This window comes from Micromonospora sp. A200, assembly GCF_029893845.1.
Classification (GTDB): Bacteria; Actinomycetota; Actinomycetes; order Mycobacteriales; family Micromonosporaceae; genus Micromonospora; species Micromonospora purpureochromogenes.
Map to the genome: position 1 here is coordinate 21,600 of NZ_JARXXY010000036.1, position 20,317 is coordinate 41,916.

Sequence of the window (20,317 nt, forward strand, 5' to 3'; positions counted from 1 at the left end):
GAGGGGGACACGGGGCGGTGCGGCGATGCGGGGCGGGACGGGACACAGGACAGATATCCGACACCCACCACCCCCGCAAACGACGGATCGGAGCGGTGGTTACGGCACCCCGCAGTGACTCACGTCACTGCCGGAAGGCACCGGTCACCGTCCACCGCCCGGGCGGAGCGGGGCCGTGCCGGGGTGGGATCATCGGAGGGTGAGTAGCGCCGACACCATCCGCTTCCGGTACAACCAGGCCATCCTGGTCGCGGCGATCGTCGCCTTCATCGGCGCCCTGCCGCTGGCCACCGCCGAGTGGTACCTGCTGCCGGTGCTGCTGATCCCGCTGGCCGTCGCCGTCTGGGCGTGGCGGGCGGGCACCGACGCCGACCGGCGGGAGCTGCGGCTGCGGGCCGTGGCCGGCAGCCGCCGGATCGCGTGGGACCGGGTCGTCGAGCTGACCGCCGACCACCGCGGCCGCGCCGTCGCCCGCCTCGACGACGGGCAGGAGGTCATGCTGCCCGCGGTGCGCGGCACCGACCTGCCCCGGCTGGTCTCCGCCACCGGGCAGCACCTGCCCGGCGAGCGCTGAGCCCGCTCAGTAGCCGTCGGTCACCGTGTTGACCAGCGGCTCCCCCGCGGCGAACCGCCGCAGCTGCGCACCCACCAGCCGGTACGCCCGCGGCAGCAGGCCGCGTACCGAACCGGCGACGTGCGGAGTGAGCAGCACGTTGGGCAGCTCCCACAGCGGATGGTCGGCGGGCAGCGGCTCGGGATCGGTGACGTCCAGCGCGGCCCGCAGCCGGCCGCTGGACAGCTCCGCCACCAGCGCCTCCGTCCGGGCCACCGGGCCCCGGGCCGCGTTCACCAGCAACGCGCCGTCCGGCATCGCGGCGAGGAACGCCGCGTCCACCATGCCCCTGGTCTGCTCGGTCAGCGGCACCAGCAGCACCACCACCTCCGCCTCCGGCAGCAGCCGGGGCAGCTCGTCCACCCCGTGCACGCCGTCGGCCGGGCGGCCGGTGCGGGCGACCAGCGTGACGGTGACGTCGAACGGGGCCAGCCGGGCGTGCACCGCCGCGCCGATCGAGCCGGCACCGACGATCAGCACCCGCTTGCCGGTCAGCTCGTCGGTCGGCGCGACCTCGTCGTACGCCCACTCCCGGCGGGCCTGGGCCCGGGCCATCGCGGGGAAGCCGCGCAGCTGGGCCAGGATCGCGGTGAGCACCCACTCGGCGGTGCCGGCGTCGTGCACGCCCCGCGCGTCGCAGAGGGTGACCCCGTCCGGCACCTGGCCGACCCAGGCGTCCGCCCCGGCGGAGAGGAGCTGGACCACCGCCAGGTCCGGCAGCCGCGCCAGCATCGCGGCGGTGTCCCCGGCGGACAGGAACGGCGGCACCCAGAACCGGACCCCGGCCGGGTCCGACGGCGGGCGTCCCGGGTCCGTCCACGCCTGGACGGTGACGCCCGCGGGCGCCTCGCCGAGCAACCCGACCCCGGCCTCGTGCGGAATCCATGCCTTCACGTCCGCCGACGATAGCGACCGCGACCCGCCCCGGTCCGGCCGACCGGCTCATCGCGGGTGGGCGGCGGGCGTCACCACGCGTGGGCGGCACCACCGCCTGCCGGGTATAACCGAGGGTCGGAGCGCAACCCGGTGCCCCGCACGCCCGCAGACAGGTGGCCGATGACCGAGCGCTCCCCGCACCGTCGCGGTCCGCTGCCCGCGGTGGACATCCCCGCGCTGACGGACCCGGCACGGCTGCGCGCGCTCGCCGAGACGGGCCTGGACGCCGAACCCGACGAGGCGTTCGACCGCTTCGCCCGGCTGGTGAGCGACCTGCTGGAGGTGCCGGTCGCGCTGGTGTCGCTGGTCACCGGCGAACGGCAGTTCTTTCCGGGCGCGGTCGGCCTGCCGGAGCCGTGGGCCGCCCGTCGGCAGACCCCGCTGAGCCACTCGTTCTGCCAGCACGTGGTGGACATCGAGATCCCGATGGTGCTGCCCGACGCCCGGCTCTACCCCCGGGTGTGGAACAACCTGGCCATCGCGGAGCTGGGCGTGGTCGCGTACGCGGGAATGCCGCTGACCGACCTGGACGGCCGGGTGCTCGGCTCGCTCTGCGCCATCGACAGCAAGCCCCGCGCCTGGACCGCCGACCAGCTGCGTACCCTGGCCGACCTCGCCGCCGCGTGCTCATCGGAGCTGCGGCTGCGGATCGCGCTCGACGGCGCGGAGGAGGCCCGGCGGCGGGTCGAGGAGGCGCACGAGCGGCTCAAGCTGCTCTCCGCGCTGAGCGAGACCCTGACGGGCACCCTCGACGTGGCCACCGCGGTGGACCAGCTGACCGCGGCGGTGGTGCCGCTGCTGGCCGACTGGGTGCTGGTGACGCTGGTCGACCGGGCGGGCGCGCCGCGCCGGGTCACCGCCCTGCACCGGGACCCGGAGCGAACCGCCCAGGTCGACCGCTTCGCCGAGCTGATGACGACCGGTCTCGGCCCGGAATCGATCACCCGTACGGTGCTGCGCACCGGCCAGCCCGTGCTGGGCAGCGCGGCCACCCTGGACGACGTCCGGCGGGCCACCACCGACCCGGAGATGGTGTCGCTCGCCGACCGGCTCGGCTTCGCGTCGCACCTGTCGGTGCCGGTGCCGGCGCCCGGACGCGGTGCGGTGGTCGGCTGCGTGACGCTGATCAACGCCCCGGGGCGGCGGCCCTTCGACGACAGCGACCTGCACATCGCCCTGGAGATCGGCCGTCGGGCCGGCCAGGCACTCGGCAACAGCTGGATGTACGACGAGCAGCGGCACGTGGCCGAGGTGCTCCAGCACAGCATGCTGCCGGTCCTGCCGGAGAGCCCCCGGGTCGAGCTGGCCGCCCGCTACCAGCCGGTGGCGGACCGGGTCGACGTGGGCGGGGACTGGTACGACGCCTTCGTCCAGCCCGACGGCGACCTGGTCGTGGCGATCGGTGACGTCGCCGGCCACGACATCGAGGCCGCCGCGACCATGGGCCAGCTGCGCAACCTGGTCCGGGGCAACGCCTTCGGCCGGACCGACCCGGTGGACGAGCTGATGACCCGGCTGGACCGCGCCATCTCCGGGCTGCGCATCCCGGCCGCCGCCACGGCCACCCTGGCCCGGCTGCGTCCCCGCGAGGCCGGGGGCCTGACGGTGAGCTGGTGCAACGCCGGGCACCCACCGCCGCTGCTGGTCGACGCCGAGGGCCTGGTCCGGGTCCTCGGCGGCCGGCGCGAACCGCTGCTCGGCTTCGCCCGGCCGATCCCCCGCAGCAGCCAGGAGACCACCCTGGCGGCGGGGGACACGCTGCTGCTCTACACCGACGGCCTGATCGAGCGCCGGGACCGCTCCATCGACGAGGGGCTGGCCGAGCTGCTGAGCCGACTCTCGGGCACCGGCCCGCTCCCCCTCGCCGAGCTGTGCGACCTGCTGCTCACCTCCTCGGACCGGCGCGAGGACGACGTCGCGCTGCTCGCCGTCCGGGTCCGCTAAGCGGGTCGCGACGTCCTCGACCGTCGCCGGTGGGCCGGGGAGTCCACATTCGCGGGCTAGGCTGGGCCGGGTGAGCGTCCGTCCCCCGTACCCCCGCACCGGCCGCCGTCGCGCGGCGCTGGTGGCGTCCTGCGCGGCGCTGCTGCTGGCCACCTCCGGGTGCAGCTTCGGCCCGCCGGAGCCGGACCCGGCCGGCGAGCCCCCCAACCTGCCCACCCCGTCCGCGTCGGCCAGCGCCGGCGGCGCCGGTCAGGAGGTGGTCGCCACGGTCCTGGCCAAGGGGTTGCGGGTGCCGTGGGGCATCGCGTTCCTGCCGGACGGCGGCGCGCTGGTCACCGAGCGGGACAGCGGGCGGATCCTCAAGGTCGGCCCGGAGTCCGGCCCGGAGGGGTTGCGGGTCGCGCCGGTGCAGACCGTGCCGGACGTGGCGGCCGACGGCGAGGCGGGGCTGCTCGGCATCGCGGTCTCCCCGGCGTACGCCAAGGACGAGACCGTCTTCGTCTACTACACCACCGAGCGGGACAACCGGGTCGCCCGCCTGAAGCTCGGCGGCACGCCGACGCCGATCCTCACCGGCATCCCCAAGGCGGGCAACCACGACGGCGGCGGGCTGGCCTTCGGCCCGGACGGGCAGCTCTACGTGAGCACCGGTGACGCCGGTAACCGGGACTTCGCGCAGGACCGGAAGAGCCTCGGCGGCAAGATCCTGCGGATCACCGCGGACGGCAGACCGGCGCCCGGCAACCCGTTCCCCGGCTCGCCGGTGTGGTCGCTGGGGCACCGCAACGTGCAGGGCATGGCCTGGGACGCCGGCAAGCGGATGTACGCCACCGAGTTCGGCCAGAACACCTGGGACGAGGTCAACCGGATCGACAAGGGCGCCAACCACGGCTGGCCCACCGTCGAGGGGCAGGCCGGCGACAAGCGGTACGCCGACCCGATCGCGCAGTGGCGCACCGCGGAGGCGTCCTGCTCGGGGCTGGCCGCCACGGGCCGGCTGCTGGTCACCGCCTGCCTGCGCGGCGAGCGGCTGTGGCTGCTCGAGCTGACCGACACCGGCACCGTGCTCGGGCAGCCCCGCCAGCTGCTGACCGGCCGGTACGGTCGGCTGCGCGCGGTGGCCGCCGCCCCGGACGGCTCGCTCTGGGTCTCCACGTCCAACCACGACGGGCGGGGTGAGCCGGCGCCGGAGGACGACCGGCTGCTGCGGCTGGTCTTCGCCGACGGTGGCGCCGGGCGTAGTTGAGCACCGGCCGAACGGCTGTCACCAGCCGCCGGGAGGCGCGACACACCGGGAGTTTCGGCGCGGAACGCGCCGCCGTCGGTCGGGTTTGCCAAGATCCATCATTGGGCAGGTCAGAATCTCAGCATGGACGGTGGGGAGAACGAGCAGCGCGGGCCCGGGGACGAGGACACTCCCCCGGCCCGGCGTGAGCGACGCTGGCGGCGGGACCGGGCCGGCCGGTCAGGCCGATCGGGGTGGGCCCGGCGGGTGGGCGTGGTGCTCGCCGTCCTGACGGTGGCGCTGGCCGGGGCCGTGATCGGGGTGCTGGCCGGCGGCCGGGTGAACACCGACATCGGCCCGTTCCGGGCCAACCTCACCCTCGCCCCGGCGGTCAAGGGCAGCACCACCGTCGACGTCCCGCCGCTGGGCGCGCTCCAACTCGACAGCCACGACGGGCCGACCCACCTGACCGTCCGGCTGGGCGCGCTGGACCAGCGCAAGACCGAAGCGCTGATCGACGACCCGGCCAGCATCAACCGGGCCAGCCTGTCGGCGGTCGAGGACGTCCGCGACGGCGTGATGCGGCTCGGGCTGCGTACCGCCGGGTCGGCCGTGCTGGCCACGCTGCTGCTGGCCGGGCTGATCTTCCGGGACGTCCGCCGCACCGCGTGGTCCACCGGGCTCGCGCTGGCGGTCACCGCCGGCAGCCTGGGACTCGCCGCGGGCACCCTGCGCCCCCAGGCGATCGAGGAGCCACGGTACGAGGGGCTGCTGGTCAACGCCCCGGCGATCGTCGGCGACGCCCGCCGCATCGCCAACGACTACTCGCGCTACGCCGAGCAGCTGCAGCGCATCGTCGGCAACGTCAGCCAGCTCTACACCACGGTCTCGGCGCTGCCGCTGTACGAGCCGGCGCCCGGCACCACCCGGGTGCTGCACGTGTCGGACATGCACCTCAACCCGACCGGCTGGCAGCTGATCCGCACCGTGGTGGAGCAGTTCGACATCGACGTGGTGATCGACACCGGCGACATCACCGACTGGGGCAGCGAGCCGGAGGCCTCCTTCGTGGGCTCGATCGGGCTGCTGAAGAAGCCGTACGTCTACATCCGGGGCAACCACGACTCCTCGCGCACCGCCGCGGCGGTGGCCCGGCAGCCCAACGCGATCGTGCTCAACAACTCGACCACCACGGTCGCCGGGCTGACCATCGCCGGGATCGGCGACCCCCGGTTCACCCCCGACAAGGAGACCTCGCCGGCCGGCAGCGGCCTGACCAAGCAGGTCGCCGAGCAGGTGATCGGGGCCGGTGAGCAGCTCGCCGCCACGGTCCAGCGGTCACCCCGACCGGTGAACATCGCGCTGGTGCACGACCCGGCCTCGGCCGGCCCGCTCTCCGGCACCTGCCCCCTGGTGCTCGCCGGGCACACCCACGCCCGGCAGGTGTCCAAGCTGCCGCAGCAGCTCGGCAAGCAGTCCACCCAGTTGATGGTGGAGGGCTCCACCGGCGGGGCGGGGCTGCGCGGTCTGGAGGGCGAGAAGCCGACCCCGCTGTCGATGACCGTGCTCTACTTCGACCAGCGGAAACTGCTCCAGGCCTACGACGACATCACGGTCGGCGGCACCGGGCAGGCGCAGGTCAATCTGGAACGCCACGTGGTCAAGGAGCCGGCGCAGGGCGCCCCGGTCCCCGTCACCCCCACCCCGACCCGCCGGTCGGGCGGTGGGCTGGAGGTCAGCGCAGGGACAGCGCGGCCAGAGCGGCGTTGACGATGCTGCCGGGCAGCAGGTCGTGCAGCTCGTACAGCTCGCGGACGCTGCCGGACTGGCCGAACTCGTCCACCCCGAGCGGCACCGCCGGCACGCCGAGCGCCGAGCCGAGCCAGGCCATCGCGTGCGAGGCGGCGTCGTGCACGGTCACCACCGGGGCCCGGTCGCCGAACGCCGCCCGCAGCGCGCCGGGCACGCTCGGCACGGTCGCGGTCCGCACCCCCTGGCGCAGCGTCCGCTGCCAGGCCCGGTAGAGCCGGTCCAGCGAGGTCACGTCCACCACGTGCGCGGCGATGCCCTCCTCCGCCAGCTCCGCGGCTGCCGCGAGCACCTCCGGCAGCACCGCGCCGGAGCCGGCCAGGGTGACCACCGGGGCGTCCGCCAGCTGCGGGTACGCCTGGTGCGCGTCGACCAGCCGGTACGCCCCGGCGACCACCTGCCGCCGCAGCACCGCGTCGGAGATCCGGGCCCGGGCCGCCTCGAACGGCGCCTGGTCGATCGGCCGGGTGCTCAGCCGGAAGTAGTACGCCCCGTCCTCGGCCGGCGCGGCGGTGGCGGCCGGCGTCGACCCGCCGGCGATCTGCCCGAGCGCGTCGCAGAGCAGCCAGTCCAGGCTGGCCGCGTACGCCGGCTCGAGGAAGGTGACGCCGGGCAGTTCCAGGCCGACGGAGGCGGTGATGGTCGACTGGTGGGCGCCGCCCTCGGGGGCGAGGGTGATGCCCGACGGGGTGCCGGCGACCACGAACCGGGAGCCGGAGTAGGTGCCGTAGAGGAACGCGTCCAGGCCGCGCAGCACGAACGGGTCGTAGACGGTGCCGATCGGCAGCAGCGGCTGCCCCGACAGGTCCCACGACAGGCCGAGCTGCCCGAGCAGCAGGAACAGGTTCATCTCCGAGATGCCCAGCTCGATGTGCTGACCTGCGGGACTCTCCGTCCAGCGCAGCATCCGATCCTCGGTCCACGAACGCTGCTCGGTGGGGGCGAAGACGCCGGTCTTGTTGATGAACCCGGCGAGGTTGGTGGAGGTGGCCACGTCCGGCGCGGTGGTCACCAGGTACGGCGCGACGGCGGGATCCCGGGCCAGGTCGACCAGCACCCGGCCGAAGACCTCCTGGGTGGAGACGGGCTTGTTGGCGCGTACCCGGGTGGTCTCCGGGACGGTGACCCCCAGCGACCGCTCACGGGGCGTGCGGGACAGCGCCTCCCGGCGCTCGCCGGCCCGGATGCCGGCCGGCGACGCCGGGTGGAGGCGGTCCCACTCGGTCTCGGCGGTCAGGCCGTTGGCGGCGCGCAGCGCGTCGACCTGCTCCGTGCTGAGCAGCGCGGAGTGGTTGCGCGGGTTGCCGGCGATGGGCAGCCCCCACCCCTTGACCGTGTACGCGAAGACCACGCTGGGCCGGTCGGTGACCGCGTCGCACTGCGCGTACGCGTCGAGCATGGCCTCCAGGTCGTGCCCGCCCAGGTCGGTCACCAGCGGGCCCAGCTCGTCGTCTCCGATGTCCGCGACGAAGGCGCCCACCTCGGCCGGCGCGCCGTCGAGGAACTGCTTGCGCAGGGCCGGCCCGGCCAGCCCGAACAGCGACTGGTACTGCTCGTTGGGCATCAGGTCGATCCAGTCGCGCAGCGCCGCGCCGCCCGGCCGGGCGTACGCCTCGGCGAGCTTGCGGCCGTACTTGACCTCCACGACATGCCAGCCGGCGGCCTCGAACTGGCCCCGCCACTGGTTGATCCGGATGCCGGGGACGACCCGGTCCAGCGACTGCCGGTTGAAGTCGACGAGCCACATCACGTTGCCCAGCCCGGTGGTGGCCGGGTCGGCGACGGCCTCCCAGATGTTCCCCTCGTCCAGCTCGGCGTCGCCGATCAGGGCGACGAACCGGGAGTGCGGACGCGCCCCGAAGTGCGCGTCGACGTAGCGGCGGGTGACCGCGGCGAACAGCGGCGCGGCGGCGCCGAGCCCGACGGAGCCGGTGGAGAAGTCCACCTCGTCCGGGTCCTTGGTGCGCGACGGGTACGACTGGAGCCCGCCCCGCGCCCGCAGCTTCGGCAGGTACGACCGGTCCAGGTTGCCCAGCAGGTACTGGATGGCGTGGAACACCGGCGAGGCGTGCGGCTTGACGGCGACCCGGTCCTCGGCGTCGAGATGGGCGAACCAGAGCGCGGTCATCGCGGTGACCAGGGAGGCGCTGGAGGCCTGGTGGCCGCCGACCTTCACCCCGTCGCCGGTGTCCCGGTCGTGGTTGGCCGCGTCCACGATCCGGGTGGCGAGCCAGAGCACCCGCCGCTGGATCTCGTCGAGGACGTCGAGGTCGTGCTCGTTCACGGTGACTCCATCCGGGCGTCGCCGTTGACGCCCTCGCGAGGGGTGGCGCGGATCGCGCGTACACGGGGGAAGCGGGAAGGCCGCCGCCGGGGTGCGACGGCGGCCTTCGACGTGTCGGGCTCAGCCCTGGGCGCCGAGGCGCTCCAGGATCAGCTCACGGACGGTCTTGGCGTCGGCCTGACCGCGGGTGGTCTTCATGACCGCGCCGACCAGCGCGCCGGCCGCGGCGACCTTGCCGCTGCGGATCTTGTCCGCGACCTCCGGGTTGGCGGCGATGGCCTCGTCCACGGCGGCGGTGAGCGCGCCGGTGTCGGAGACGACCTCCAGGTGCCGGTTGGCCATGATCTCGGTCGGCGAGCCCTCGCCGGCCACCACGCCCTCCAGGACGGTACGGGCCAGCTTGTCGTTGAGCTTGCCCGCGTCGACCAGGCCCTGGAGCTCGGCGACCTGCGCCGGGGTGGCCCCGACGTCGGCCAGCTCGATGCCGGCCTCGTTGGCCCGCCGGGACAGCTCACCCAGCCACCACTTGCGGGCGGCGGCCGGGGTCGCGCCGGCGGCGATGGTGGCCTCGATCAGCTCGACCGCGCCGGCGTTGAGCACCGACTGCATGTCCAGGTCGGACAGGCCCCACTCCTGCTGCAGCCGCCGGCGGTGCAGCCGGGGCAGCTCCGGCAGGGCGGCCTTCAGCTCGGCCACCCAGGTGGTGTCCGGGGCGAGCGGCACCAGGTCCGGCTCCGGGAAGTACCGGTAGTCGGTGGCGGTCTCCTTGGACCGGCCCGGCGTGGTGTCGCCGGTGTCCTCGTGGAAGTGCCGGGTCTCCTGGGTGATCTTCCCGCCGGCGTCGAGCACGGCGGCCTGCCGCAGCATCTCCGAGCGGACCGCCCGCTCCACCGAGCGCAGCGAGTTGACGTTCTTGGTCTCGGTGCGGGTGCCCCACTCCTCGCCGGGCAGGTTGAGGGAGGTGTTCACGTCGCAGCGCAGCGAGCCCTCCTCCATCCGCACGTCGGAGACGTTCAGCGAGCGGAGCACGTCGCGCAGCTCGGTGACGTATGCCCGGGCCACGTCCGGCGCCAGCGCGCCGGTGCCCGGCACCGGCTTGGTGACGATCTCCACCAGCGGGATGCCGGCGCGGTTGTAGTCGACCAGCGACTCGGTCGCGCCGTGGATGCGGCCGGTGGCGCCGCCGACGTGCAGCGTCTTGCCGGTGTCCTCCTCCAGGTGCACCCGCTCGATGCCGATCCGCACCAGCTCGCCGCCGACCTCGACGTCCAGGTAGCCGTCGAAGCACAGCGGCTCGTCGTACTGGCTGATCTGGAAGTCCTTCGGCATGTCCGGGTAGAAGTAGTTCTTCCGGGCGAACCGGCACCACTCGGCGATGGAGCAGTTCAGCGCCAGACCGATCCGGATGGTCGCCTCGATGGCCGCCTTGTTGGCCACCGGCAGCGAGCCGGGCAGGCCCAGGCAGACCGGGCAGACCCGGGTGTTCGGCTCGCCGCCGAAGTCGGTCGGGCAGCCGCAGAACATCTTGGTGTTCGTGCCCAGCTCGACGTGGGTCTCCAGGCCGATCACCGGTTCGTAGCGCGCGACGACCTCGTCGTACGCGGGCAGTGTCGTGGTCATCTGAGCTCCTGCCTCACAGCGCCGGTGGGGTGAACGTGCCGACCACGGACTCCAGCGCGGCGGCGACCCGGTACATCCGGTCGTCGGCCATCGTCGGGGCCATCACCTGCAGGCCGACGGGGAGGCCGTCGGAGAGGCCGCAGGGCACCGAGATGCCCGGGCCGCCGTACAGGTTGGTCGGGATGGTGAACAGGTCCGCCAGGTACATCTGGTAGGGGTCCGAGGTACGCGCGCCGATCGGGAACGCCACGAACGGGGTGGTCGGCGAGATCAGCGCGTCGACCCGCTCGAAGGCCGCGGTGAAGTCCCGGGTGATCAGGGTGCGGACCTTCTGCGCCTGCCCGTAGTAGGCGTCGTAGTAGCCCGAGGAGAGGGCGTACGTGCCGATCATGATGCGCCGCTTGACCTCGGCGCCGAAGCCGGCCTCCCGGGTCAGCGACATGACCTCCTCCAGCGACCGGTTGCCGTCGTCGCCGACCCGCAGGCCGAACCGGACGCCGTCGAACCGGGCCAGGTTGGAGGAGCACTCGCTGGGCGCGATCAGGTAGTACGCCGGCAGGGCGTACCGGAAGTGCGGGCAGGACACCTCGACGATCTCGGCGCCCAGCTTGGCCAGGGTGTCGACCGACTCGCGGAAGGCGGCCATCACGCCCGGCTCCGCGCCCTCGCCGGTGAACTCGGTGACGATGCCGAGCTTCACGCCGGTCAGGTCGCCGGTGGCGCCGAGCTTCGCGGCGGCCACCACGTCCGGCACCGGGGCCGGGATGGAGGTCGAGTCGCGCGGGTCGTGCCCGCCGATCACCTGGTGCAGCAGCGCGGCGTCGAGCACCGTACGGGCACACGGGCCGGGGGTGTCCAGCGACGAGGAGAACGCCACCAGGCCGTACCGGGAGGTGCCGCCGTAGGTGGGCTTCGCGCCGACGGTGCCGGTGACCGCGCCGGGCTGGCGGATCGAGCCGCCGGTGTCCGAGCCGATCGCCAGCGGCGCCTCGTACGCGGCCAGCGCGGCGGCGCTGCCGCCACCGGAGCCGCCCGGGATCCGGTCCAGGTCCCACGGGTTGTGGGTCGGGCCGTACGCGGAGTATTCGGTGGAGGAGCCCATCGCGAACTCGTCCATGTTGGTCTTGCCGAGCATCACCGTGCCGGCGTCGCGCAGCCGCTGCACGATCGTCGAGTCGTACGGCGGGCGCCACCCCTCGAGGATCTTGGACCCGACGGTGGTCGGCACGCCCTTGGTGGTGAGCACGTCCTTGACGGCGACCGGCACGCCGGCCAGCGGGCCCAGCTCCTCGCCGGCGGCCCGACGCTCGTCGACCGCGCGGGCGGCGGCCAGCGCGCCCTCGGTGTCGACGTGCAGGAAGGCGTGCACCCGGTCGTCGACGGCGGCGATCCGGCCCAGGTGGGCCTGGGTCACCTCGACGGCGGAGGTCTCACCGCTGGCGACGAGACCGGCGATCTCCGTCGCGGTCAGTCTGGTCAGGTCGCTCATGAGGCCACATCCTCGTCCAGGATCCGCGGGACGCGGAACCGCTGCTGGTCGGCGTCCGGCGCGCCGGACAGCGCCTCCTCCGGGGTCAGGCACGGCGTCACGACGTCCTCGCGGAGCACGTTGGTCAGCGGCACCGAGTGGGACGTCGGCGGGATGTCCGCCGCGGCGACCTCGCCGACCTGGGCCACCGACTGGAGGATCACGTCGAGCTGGCCGGCGAAGACGTCCAACTCCTCCTCGGTGACGGCGAGCCGCGACAGTCGCGCCAGGTGCGCGACCTCCTCGCGGGAGATGGCGGCCATCGGTGCCCCCTTCGTGGCTGTCCTGCTGCGTCTGCGGTGTGCCGGCCGCGCGATCGGAGATGACGCGCGGTGACCGGAGCGAGTCTATTGTCCTGCGGTCACGCCGACGCCTCCGACTCCCCCCGCGCCCGCCCGACGGGACCGTCCGTCGCCTGCGCCGGCTCGGCCGGTCGGCCCGCCACGGCCGTCCCGGCGGTCGGCCCGCCAAGGCGAAGTCAGCGGGTGGGGCGGCGCGGCGCCTCGGTGTCCGGGCCGCCGGTCGGGTGCACCGGCCGGTACCGGGCCAGCCAGGTCACCAGCTCGTCGGCCGGCATCGGGCGGGCGTGGAACCAGCCCTGCGCCACGTCGCAGCCGGCCGCGTGCAGCATCCGCCAGGTCCGCTCGTCCTCCACGCCCTCGGCGACCACCCGCAGGCCGAGCGCGCCGGCCAGCTCGATCATCGACCGGACGATGGCGGCGTCGTCGGCGTCGTCGGCCATCCCGAGGACGAACGAGCGGTCCACCTTCACCTCGGCCAGCGGCAGCCGGCGCAGGTGTTGCAACGACGAGTACCCGGTACCGAAGTCGTCCAGGGAGATGGCCACCCCGAGGCGGTGCAGCCGGGAGATGGTGGTGAGCACCCGCCGGGGGTCGGCCATCAGCGCGCCCTCGGTGATCTCCAGTTGCAGGCGCTCGGGGGCCACCCCGAAGGCGGCCAGCCGGTCGGCGATCCGGTCGGCGATCTCGCCGGTGTGCAGGTCACGGACGCTGACGTTGAGCGCCGCCCGCAGGTGGATGCCGGCCGCCGACCACTTGGCCAGCTGTTCCACCACGTCGTCGACCACCCGCTGGGTGAGCAGCCGCATCACCGCGCTCTGCTCGGCCACCCGGATCAGTTCCTCCGGGTCCACCATGCCCCGGCGCGGGTGCCGCCAGCGCAGCAGCGCCTCCACCCCGACGACCTCGCCGGTGGCGATGGCGATCTGCGGTTGGTAGTACATCGTGATGACGCCGACGTCGGCCGCCGCGTCCTCGGCCCGTTCCACCGGGGCGGGAACGGCCGGCAGCTCGGGCCGCTCGGGCTCGGCGGCGGGCTGCCCGGCGCGGCGGCGGGTCGGGTCGGCGCCGGTCAGGATCTGGTGCAGCAGTTCGTCGGAGCCGTCCACCGCGACCCGCGCCCGCCGGCGCCGGGGCCACCACCGCCCGCCCGCGCCGTTCGCCCCGGCGCCGTCCGGTCCCGCGGCGTCCGTCCCGGCGGCGAGCCGGGCGGGCAGCGCGGCGCCGTCGCCGCCCCGCACGGTCCGCCCGGCGGGCGGCCCCGCCTCGAGTACGCGGCGCAGGTCGGCCAGGAGCCCCAGGCGCTCCGCGGAGTTGTGGTCCGACTCGGCGGCGTAGACGGCGACGGTGTCGTTGCGGTGCTTGGCGTCGTACATCGCCACGTCGGCGTGGCGCATCAGGGTGGCGAAGTCCTCGCCGTGCTCGGGGAAGAGCGCGATGCCGATCGAGGCGCCGACGTCGAGCGGCAGCCCGTCCAGCGACACCGGTTCGGTGAGCGCCGCGACCACCCGGCCGGCCATCTCGCGGGCCTCGTCGACGCCGTCGAGCCGGCCGGCGACGATGGCGAACTCGTCCCCGCCGAGGCGGGCCAGCATGTCCCGGCCGCCGACGACGTCCGCCAGCCGGGCGCTCACCTCGACCAGCAGCCGGTCGCCGACGGCGTGGCCGAGCGCGTCGTTGACGTTCTTGAACCGGTCCAGGTCGATCAGGAGCAGGGCCAGGTGGGCGTCCCGGTCGCCCTTGGCGACCCGCTCGGCGTGCAGGTGCACCTGCTCGGCCACCTCGGCGAGCAGCGCCTTGCGGTTGGGCAGGCCGGTGAGCGGGTCGAGCGCGGCGAGGTGTTCCTGCTCGGTGGAGAGCCGGGACATCCGGTAGACGGCGAAGAGCGGCACCAGCACGAGCGGGACCAGCGCGGCACTGGCCCGGGCGGCGGTGACCAGCACCGGGGCGAGCAGCAGCAGCGAACCGGTGGAAAGCAGCTCGTACGGCAGCGCCTGCCGCACGCTCGGCCACCACCGGCCGCCGAAGCGCAGCCGCAGCGCGCTGCTGACCAGGCCGTAGTTGACGGCGAACCAGGTGAGGGTGGCGCCGCCGACGGCGGTCACGGCCGTCCAGCCCAGCCGGCCGCCGTCGAAGAGTCCACCCGGCCCGAGCCGGAGCACCAGGTACGCGGCGCCGAGCGCGCAGGCGTACTGGGCGGCGTTGAAGGTGGTCCGCCAGAGGGCGTGGCGCATCCGCCAGCCGGAGACGGCGACCGCGACGGCCTGGACCGCCACGGCCGGGCCCAGCCCCCAGCCGAGCAGGATCGCGAAGGTGAAGCAGGTGGACGGGAAGACGGCCGAGGTGTGCCGCCGGCCCGGCGGGACGAAGGGCCGCGCGTCACAGGCGACGGCGAGCGCCGCCATCGCCCAGAACGCCGCCGGCAGCCGGGGCAGGCGGTCGGGGAGCCCGATCAGCGGCAGGGCGGAGACCAGCAGCGCCAACCCGACCACGGCGGCGACGAAGCCGGCGAACCGCGCCTCCCGCCCGGGTGGGACGGAGTTGCGGGGGTCGGCCGTCTCCATCGCACCTCCCGGGCATGCGGTACACGGCGCGCGCCGGTCGCGCACCGTGCCCCAATGAAACGCCCTGAGTGGCCGTACCCCGAGACGACAGTCACGAATCGGTCGTAGTCGTAATTAAGTTGGTATACGACCCCAAGATCCCCGCCGGCGCGTCGGCTCACCCCTCGACGCGGGCGACCTCCCGGGCCGCGTCCGGCCCCCGGTCGAGCAGCACCCGGAAACCGTCCTCGTCGAGGACCGGCACCTTGAGGCTGGCCGCCTTGTCGGCCTTGGAACCGGGGTTGTCGCCGACCACCACGAAGCCGGTCTTCTTGGAGACCGAGCCGCTGACCTTGCCGCCGAGGCTCTGGATCGCCTCGGACGCCTGGTCCCGGCTGAACCCGGCGAGGGTGCCGGTCACCACCACGGTGACCCCCTCGAGCGGGCGCGGCCCCTCGTCGACCGCCTCCTCGGCCATCCGTACGCCGGCCCGGGCCCACTTCTGCACGACCTCGCGGTGCCAGTCGACGGCGAACCATTCCTTGATGCTGGCGGCGATGGTCGGGCCGACACCGTCCACCGAGGAGAGTTCCTCCTCGCTGGCCGCGTCGATGGCCTCGATCGAGCGGAAGTGCCGGGCGAGGGCCTGCGCGGCGGTGGGGCCGACGTGCCGGATGGAGAGCGCGACCAGCACCCGCCACAGGTCGCGCTCGCGGGCGACGGCGAGGTTGTCCAGCAGCTTGGTGGCGTTGCTGCCGAGGCTGCCGTCCTTGTTGACGAAGAACGGCGAGCGGGCGAGCTGCTCGGCGTCGAGCTGGAACAGGTCGCCCTCGTCGCTGATGATCTCGGCGTCGAGCAGCGCGGCGGCGCCCTTGTAGCCGAGCACCTCGATGTCGAAGGCGCCCCGCCCGGCCAGGTGGAACACCCGCTCGCGCAGCTGCGCCGGGCAACTGCGGCTGTTGGGGCAGCGGATGTCGACGTCGCCCTCCTTGGCCGGCGCCAGCGGGGTGCCGCAGGCCGGGCAGGTGGTGGGCATGACGAACGGGCGGGCGTCGGCGGGGCGCAGGTCGACCACCGGGCCGAGCACCTCGGGGATCACGTCGCCGGCCTTGCGCAGCACCACCGTGTCGCCGATCAGCACCCCCTTGCGCTCGACCTCGCGGGCGTTGTGCAGGGTCGCCAGGGCGACCGTGGAGCCGGCCACCCGCACCGGTTCGAGCACGGCGAACGGGGTGACCCGCCCGGTACGCCCGACGTTGACGTCGATGTCGAGCAGCTTGGTGGTCACCTCCTCCGGCGGGTACTTGAAGGCGATCGCCCAGCGCGGCGCCCGGCTGGTCGAGCCGAGCCGGCCCTGGATGGAGACCGGGTCGACCTTCACCACCACGCCGTCGATCTCGTGCTCGACGTCGTGCCGGTGCTCGGCGTAGTAGGCGATGTAGTCCGCGACGCCGGCCAGGTCGGGCACCACCCGCCAGCGGTCGCTGGTCGGCAGGCCCCACGCCTTCAGCGCCGCGTACGACTCGGACTGGGCGGTGGGCCGGAAGCCGCGCCGGGCGCCGATGCCGTGCACCACCAGGCGCAGCGGCCGGGAGGCGGTGATCCGGGGGTCCTTCTGCCGCAGGCTGCCGGCGGCGGCGTTGCGCGGGTTGGCGAACGGGGCCTTGCCCTGCTCGACCAGGCCGGCGTTGAGGTCGGCGAAGGCGGCCACCGGGAAGTAGATCTCGCCGCGCACCTCCAGCAGCTCGGGCAGGTCGCCGAACTCGGCGGACGGGGTCAGCCGGCCGGGCACGTCGCGGATGCTGCGGACGTTGGCCGTCACGTCCTCGCCGGTCCGCCCGTCGCCCCGGGTGGCGGCCCGGGCCAGGCGGCCCTTCTCGTAGGTGAGGTTGATGGCCAGGCCGTCGACCTTCAGCTCGCAGAGGTAAGGCACCGGGCCGCCGGCGTCCCGCTCGACCCGCTCGGCCCAGGCGGCCAGCTCCTCGTCGGCGAAGGCGTTGTCGAGGGAGAGCATCCGCTCGGCGTGGGTGACCGGGGTGAAGTCGGTGGAGAAGGTGCCGCCGACCCGCTGGGTGGGCGACTCGGGGCTGCGCAGCGCCGGGAACTCCGCCTCCAGCGCCTCCAGCTCGCGCAGCCGCCGGTCGAACTCGGCGTCGGAGATGGTCGGCGCGTCGAGGACGTAGTAGCGGTACTGGTGTTCGGTGAGCTCCTGGCTCAGCGTGGCGTGCCGTTCCCGCGCCTCGGGGGTCGGCTCGCCGCCGGCCGCCGCCTCCTGTGCGGGGCTGACCTGCTGAGAGATCGCTTCTTCGGACACCCTGCCGCCTCCGGACACCAGTGGGATCTCCCCGTGATCACGCTACCTCCGCACCGTATCGGGCCGGTGGGACAATCTCCCGCCACCCCTGCCGCGCCCGACGGGCGGCGGCCCGCCGGGCGTGCGACGATCGCCGGACGTCGGCGGCGTCGGCGGCGGAGAGGCAGGGGTGGGAATGCCGGAGTGGGTGTGGTGGGCGGTGCTGGTCGTGCTGGCCGTGGCCGCCGGTTGGGCCTGGAACGAGTGGCGACGACGCGGCGGCCGCCCGGCGGGCGGCGAACGCACCCGGCCCGAGCGGGGCACGCCGCCGCGCGACCGGGCCCGCCCCACCGCGCCGCCCCGCCCGCGCACCCCGACGGGTACGCCCCGGCCGGGCGAGATCTGGTGGGCCGACGTCCCGTTCCACGACGGGACCGGCTCGAAGGTGCGCCCCTGCCTGGTGCTCCGCGCCGACGACCGGGGCGCCGACGTCCTGAAGATCACCAGTCAGGACAAGAGCAGCCGCGACGACCACGTCCGCATCCCGACCCGGGAGTGGGACCCCGACGCCGACCACGACAGCTGGCTCGACCTGGCCGAGTCCGTCCGCGTCCCGAGCAGCGCCTTCACCCACCGCGCCGGCACCTGCGACCAGTCCCTCTGGCACCGCCTCCGCTCCCTCCCCCACCTCCCCACCTGACCCACCCACCGTCGACCATGAGGTTGACCGCGGTGGTCGATCCTGGCCGCCCGGTCAGTCCCAGGAGGTAACGAGGGTGGTGAGCTGGTCGGCGTACTCGATGCGGGTGGACCAGTCCTGCGGCCAGGCGGCCATGCCGTGGGCGGCGCCGACGAAGGCGCCGGCCAGGGCGGCGATCGAGTCGGAGTCGCCGGCGGTGGTCGCGCCCCGGGCGATCGCGGCGACCGGGTCGTCGGGGTGACGCAGCGCGCAGAGCAGGGCGGTGGCCAGCGCCTCCTCGGCGATCCACGCCTCGCCGGTGTCCCGGCACGGGTCGCCGCCGTCGTCGGGTCGGCCCAGCGCGGCGACCAGCCGGTCCAGCACCTGCCGGCACTCGTCCCAGCCCCGGGCGACGAACTCCTCCGGGGACGTCGCGCCGCACCGCTGCCAGAGATCGCCGAGCCAGTCGGCGCGGTAGACCCGCCGCTGCTCCGCCGCCCGCGCGATGAGCAGGTCGGGCAGTTCGGCCAGGCCCACGCCGTCGCACAGCAACCGCACCGCGTACGCGGTCAGCTCGCTGGCCGCCAGGCCGGTCGGATGACCGTGGGTGAGACCGGCCTGGAGCTGGGCCAGCCCGGCGAGGGTGTCCAGGTCGACGTCGAGCAGCCCGACCGGGGTGACCCGCATGTTCGCGCCGCAGCCCTTCGAGTCGGCCACGGTCGCCTCCTGCCAGCGCAGCCCACGGCCCAGCTCGGCGCAGGCCCGCAGGCAGGTCATCCCCGGGGCGCGGTTGTTGTCCGGGCTGACCGCCCACTCACCGAAGCGCTGCCGCAGCAGCGGCTCGACCACCTCCGGGGTGTACGCGGACGCGTCGTGCAGCGCCCACGCCACGGCCAGGGCCATCTGCGTGTCGTCGGTGACCAGCGCCGGATCGCCGACCAGCGCACGCGGGCCGCCCGGCCCGTAGCGACGGGTGATCTCGGCGACGGTCAGGAACTCGGTGGGCTTGCCGAGGGCGTCGCCGTAGGCGAGACCGAAGAGCGAACCGGAGGCACGGCGGGGCGAGGAGTCGATCACGCCCGCGATCATGCCGCCCGGCCGCAACCCCCGGCCGGCCGGGCTCAGTCCCAGCAGAGGCAGAACGGGTGACCGGCCGGGTCGGCGTAGACCCGCCAGCCGTCCCCCTCGCCGGGCAGCCGGCGCGCGCCGAGGGCGAGCGCCGCCTTCTCCGCCGCCTCGATGTCGTCGACGGTGACGTCGAGGTGGAACTGCTGGGGCCGCTCCGGGTCCGGCCAGGCCGGGGCCCGCAGGTTGAGCGCCTTCTGGAAGGCGAGCCGCGGCTGGTGCCCCGGCGAGCCGCCGAGCACCACCCAGTCGTCGCCGTCGGAGTCCTCCTCCACCAGCGGCAGGCCGAGCAGCTCGGCGTAGAAGCCGGCCAGGGCCCGGGGATCGGGGCAGTCGATCACCGTCGAACGCAGCTGTCCAATCATGACGTCATCCTGCCCGCCGGGTACGACGGAAAACCTCACTCCTCGTGCAGGCGCCGACCGGCGTCCCGGCAGGCGGCCAGCACCGCCCGGGCGTACCCCGGGGTGGCGTTGGCCAGCCCGCAGGCCGGGGTGACCACCACCTGCTCGGTGAGCTGCCGGCGCGGGAAGCCGAGGCGGTCCCAGAGCCCGCGTACCCGGTCGGCGACCTCGGCCGAGGTCGGCGCGCGAACGGCGGACGGCGGCTGGGTGGGCGCGGCGCCGGCGAACAGCCCGAGCCCGGCGTCGATCGCCTCGCCGAGCGGGTCCAGGTCGGTGACCAGCGCGAGGTCCAGCGCCACGGCGACCGCCCCGGTCGAGCGGATCAGCTCCAGTGGCACGTCCGGCGCGCAGCAGTGCACCACGGTCGGCACCCCCGCCGCCTCGATCACGGTGCGCAGCAGGGCACGGGCCACCTCGGACTCGACCGGCCGGTGAGCGCCGAAGCCGCTCTCGGTGGGCACCCGCCCGGCGAGCACCGCCGGCAGGGACGGCTCGTCGAGCTGGAGCAGCACCGACGCCCCGGGCAGCCGGCGGGCCACCGCCTCGACGTGCAGCCGCAGCCCCTCGGCCAGGGAACCGGCCAGGTCGCGCACCGCGCCCGGGTCACGCAGCAGCCGCCCGCCGATCGGCAGCTCCAGCGCGGCCGCCAGGGTGAACGGTCCGGCCGCCTGGATCTTCACCGGCCCGGTGTACCCCTCGGCCTGCTCGGCGAGCTGGTCGAGGTCGCGTTCCATCAGGTCCCGGGCCCGGCGCAGGTCCCGGCCGGGGCGCAGCGCGATCCGCCAGCGGGCCGCGTAGAGCTCGACCGGCAGCTCCACCAGCAACCCGCCGGTCCGGCCGATGAGGTCGGCGCCCGGTCCACGGGCGGGCAGTTCGGGCAGGTGAGGTAGGGCGGGCAGCTCGCCGAGGACGACCCGCTGCGCTTCGGCGATGTCGGTGCCGGGCAGCGAACCGATGCCGGTTGCCGCCCCCGCGGGCCAGGGCCAAGGCTGATCAGTCACGGCCGAAGGGTAGC

Annotated in this window: 15 protein-coding genes; 5 read left to right on the forward strand and 10 right to left on the reverse strand. The window is 74.6% G+C overall.

The window, feature by feature from the left end; genetic code table 11:
- Positions 1 to 199 precede the first annotated feature (199 nt).
- Positions 200 to 574, forward strand: a complete 375-nt coding sequence (locus tag M2302_RS26910) for a PH domain-containing protein (protein WP_280840630.1) — start codon at positions 200 to 202, stop codon at positions 572 to 574.
- 6 nt (positions 575 to 580) lie between these two features.
- Here M2302_RS26910 and M2302_RS26915 read toward each other — a convergent pair whose 3' ends face one another.
- The gene (locus M2302_RS26915; protein ID WP_280840631.1) at positions 581 to 1,507 is read right to left on the reverse strand and encodes a 2-hydroxyacid dehydrogenase; all 927 of its coding nucleotides are present in this window, start codon (positions 1,505 to 1,507) and stop codon (positions 581 to 583) included.
- 162 nt (positions 1,508 to 1,669) lie between these two features.
- On the opposite strand from M2302_RS26915, the gene M2302_RS26920 reads away from it, so the two are divergent.
- The 3 genes from M2302_RS26920 to M2302_RS26930 all read left to right on the forward strand — a co-directional run bounded on the left by M2302_RS26920 (position 1,670) and on the right by M2302_RS26930 (position 6,488).
- Positions 1,670 to 3,493 carry a SpoIIE family protein phosphatase gene (locus M2302_RS26920; protein WP_280840632.1) on the forward strand — a complete coding sequence of 608 codons (1,824 nt, stop codon included), beginning with the start codon at positions 1,670 to 1,672 and terminating at the stop codon, positions 3,491 to 3,493.
- A gap of 70 nt (positions 3,494 to 3,563) precedes the next feature.
- Positions 3,564 to 4,739 carry a PQQ-dependent sugar dehydrogenase gene (locus tag M2302_RS26925; protein WP_280840633.1) on the forward strand — a complete coding sequence of 392 codons (1,176 nt, stop codon included), beginning with the start codon at positions 3,564 to 3,566 and terminating at the stop codon, positions 4,737 to 4,739.
- Positions 4,740 to 4,862: 123 nt separating this feature from the next.
- Positions 4,863 to 6,488: a metallophosphoesterase gene (locus tag M2302_RS26930; protein ID WP_280840634.1), complete on the forward strand. Its 1,626-nt coding sequence runs from the start codon at positions 4,863 to 4,865 to the stop codon at positions 6,486 to 6,488.
- Here the strand turns inward: M2302_RS26930 and M2302_RS26935 are convergent.
- The 6 genes from M2302_RS26935 to ligA all read right to left on the reverse strand — a co-directional run bounded on the left by M2302_RS26935 (position 6,454) and on the right by ligA (position 17,115).
- Positions 6,454 to 8,811 (reverse strand): transketolase C-terminal domain-containing protein, encoded by a 2,358-nt coding sequence (locus M2302_RS26935; protein WP_280840635.1) that lies wholly within the window; start codon positions 8,809 to 8,811, stop codon positions 6,454 to 6,456. The genes M2302_RS26930 and M2302_RS26935 overlap by 35 nt on opposite strands.
- A 120-nt stretch (positions 8,812 to 8,931) precedes the next feature.
- On the reverse strand, positions 8,932 to 10,431 hold the full coding sequence (gatB, locus tag M2302_RS26940; protein ID WP_280840636.1) for an Asp-tRNA(Asn)/Glu-tRNA(Gln) amidotransferase subunit GatB: 1,500 nt from the start codon (positions 10,429 to 10,431) through the stop codon (positions 8,932 to 8,934).
- A gap of 13 nt (positions 10,432 to 10,444) precedes the next feature.
- Complete coding sequence (gatA, locus tag M2302_RS26945) at positions 10,445 to 11,920, reverse strand: Asp-tRNA(Asn)/Glu-tRNA(Gln) amidotransferase subunit GatA (RefSeq protein ID WP_280840637.1); 1,476 nt, start codon at positions 11,918 to 11,920, stop codon at positions 10,445 to 10,447.
- A complete protein-coding gene (gatC, locus tag M2302_RS26950) occupies positions 11,917 to 12,222 on the reverse strand; it encodes an Asp-tRNA(Asn)/Glu-tRNA(Gln) amidotransferase subunit GatC (protein ID WP_088963593.1) in 306 nt (101 codons plus the stop codon). The genes gatA and gatC overlap by 4 nt, the downstream gene beginning before the upstream one ends.
- Before the next feature lie 215 nt (positions 12,223 to 12,437).
- Positions 12,438 to 14,822 carry an EAL domain-containing protein gene (locus tag M2302_RS26955; RefSeq protein WP_280840638.1) on the reverse strand — a complete coding sequence of 795 codons (2,385 nt, stop codon included), beginning with the start codon at positions 14,820 to 14,822 and terminating at the stop codon, positions 12,438 to 12,440.
- Between the two features lie 157 nt (positions 14,823 to 14,979).
- Positions 14,980 to 17,115: an NAD-dependent DNA ligase LigA gene (gene ligA, locus M2302_RS26960; RefSeq protein WP_280840639.1), complete on the reverse strand. Its 2,136-nt coding sequence runs from the start codon at positions 17,113 to 17,115 to the stop codon at positions 14,980 to 14,982.
- 175 nt (positions 17,116 to 17,290) lie between these two features.
- On the opposite strand from ligA, the gene M2302_RS26965 reads away from it, so the two are divergent.
- The gene (locus tag M2302_RS26965; protein WP_280840640.1) at positions 17,291 to 17,794 is read left to right on the forward strand and encodes a type II toxin-antitoxin system PemK/MazF family toxin; all 504 of its coding nucleotides are present in this window, start codon (positions 17,291 to 17,293) and stop codon (positions 17,792 to 17,794) included.
- A 54-nt stretch (positions 17,795 to 17,848) separates the two neighbouring features.
- Here M2302_RS26965 and M2302_RS26970 read toward each other — a convergent pair whose 3' ends face one another.
- From M2302_RS26970 to M2302_RS26980, 3 genes are read right to left on the reverse strand one after another with little or no spacing between them, the layout of a single operon-like run.
- Positions 17,849 to 18,862: an ADP-ribosylglycohydrolase family protein gene (locus M2302_RS26970; protein WP_280840641.1), complete on the reverse strand. Its 1,014-nt coding sequence runs from the start codon at positions 18,860 to 18,862 to the stop codon at positions 17,849 to 17,851.
- Positions 18,863 to 18,894: 32 nt separating this feature from the next.
- Positions 18,895 to 19,263, reverse strand: a complete 369-nt coding sequence (locus tag M2302_RS26975; RefSeq protein ID WP_280840642.1) for a VOC family protein — start codon at positions 19,261 to 19,263, stop codon at positions 18,895 to 18,897.
- Positions 19,264 to 19,298: 35 nt separating this feature from the next.
- Positions 19,299 to 20,303, reverse strand: coding sequence for a methionine synthase (locus M2302_RS26980; protein ID WP_280840643.1), 1,005 nt, complete (start codon positions 20,301 to 20,303; stop codon positions 19,299 to 19,301).
- Positions 20,304 to 20,317 lie beyond the last annotated feature (14 nt).

What these genes read in the sequence shown, in the direction of transcription:
- M2302_RS26920 (WP_280840632.1), top strand. Translation starts at nt 1,670, where the DNA reads ATGACCGAGCGCTCCCCGCACCGTCGCGGTCCGCTGCCCGCGGTGGAC.
- M2302_RS26930 (WP_280840634.1), top strand. Translation starts at nt 4,863, where the DNA reads ATGGACGGTGGGGAGAACGAGCAGCGCGGGCCCGGGGACGAGGACACT.
- gatB (WP_280840636.1), bottom strand. Translation starts at nt 10,431, where the DNA reads ATGACCACGACACTGCCCGCGTACGACGAGGTCGTCGCGCGCTACGAA.
- gatA (WP_280840637.1), bottom strand. Translation starts at nt 11,920, where the DNA reads ATGAGCGACCTGACCAGACTGACCGCGACGGAGATCGCCGGTCTCGTC.
- gatC (WP_088963593.1), bottom strand. Translation starts at nt 12,222, where the DNA reads ATGGCCGCCATCTCCCGCGAGGAGGTCGCGCACCTGGCGCGACTGTCG.
- M2302_RS26955 (WP_280840638.1), bottom strand. Translation starts at nt 14,822, where the DNA reads ATGGAGACGGCCGACCCCCGCAACTCCGTCCCACCCGGGCGGGAGGCG.
- M2302_RS26965 (WP_280840640.1), top strand. Translation starts at nt 17,291, where the DNA reads ATGCCGGAGTGGGTGTGGTGGGCGGTGCTGGTCGTGCTGGCCGTGGCC.
- M2302_RS26970 (WP_280840641.1), bottom strand. Translation starts at nt 18,862, where the DNA reads ATGATCGCGGGCGTGATCGACTCCTCGCCCCGCCGTGCCTCCGGTTCG.
- M2302_RS26975 (WP_280840642.1), bottom strand. Translation starts at nt 19,263, where the DNA reads ATGATTGGACAGCTGCGTTCGACGGTGATCGACTGCCCCGATCCCCGG.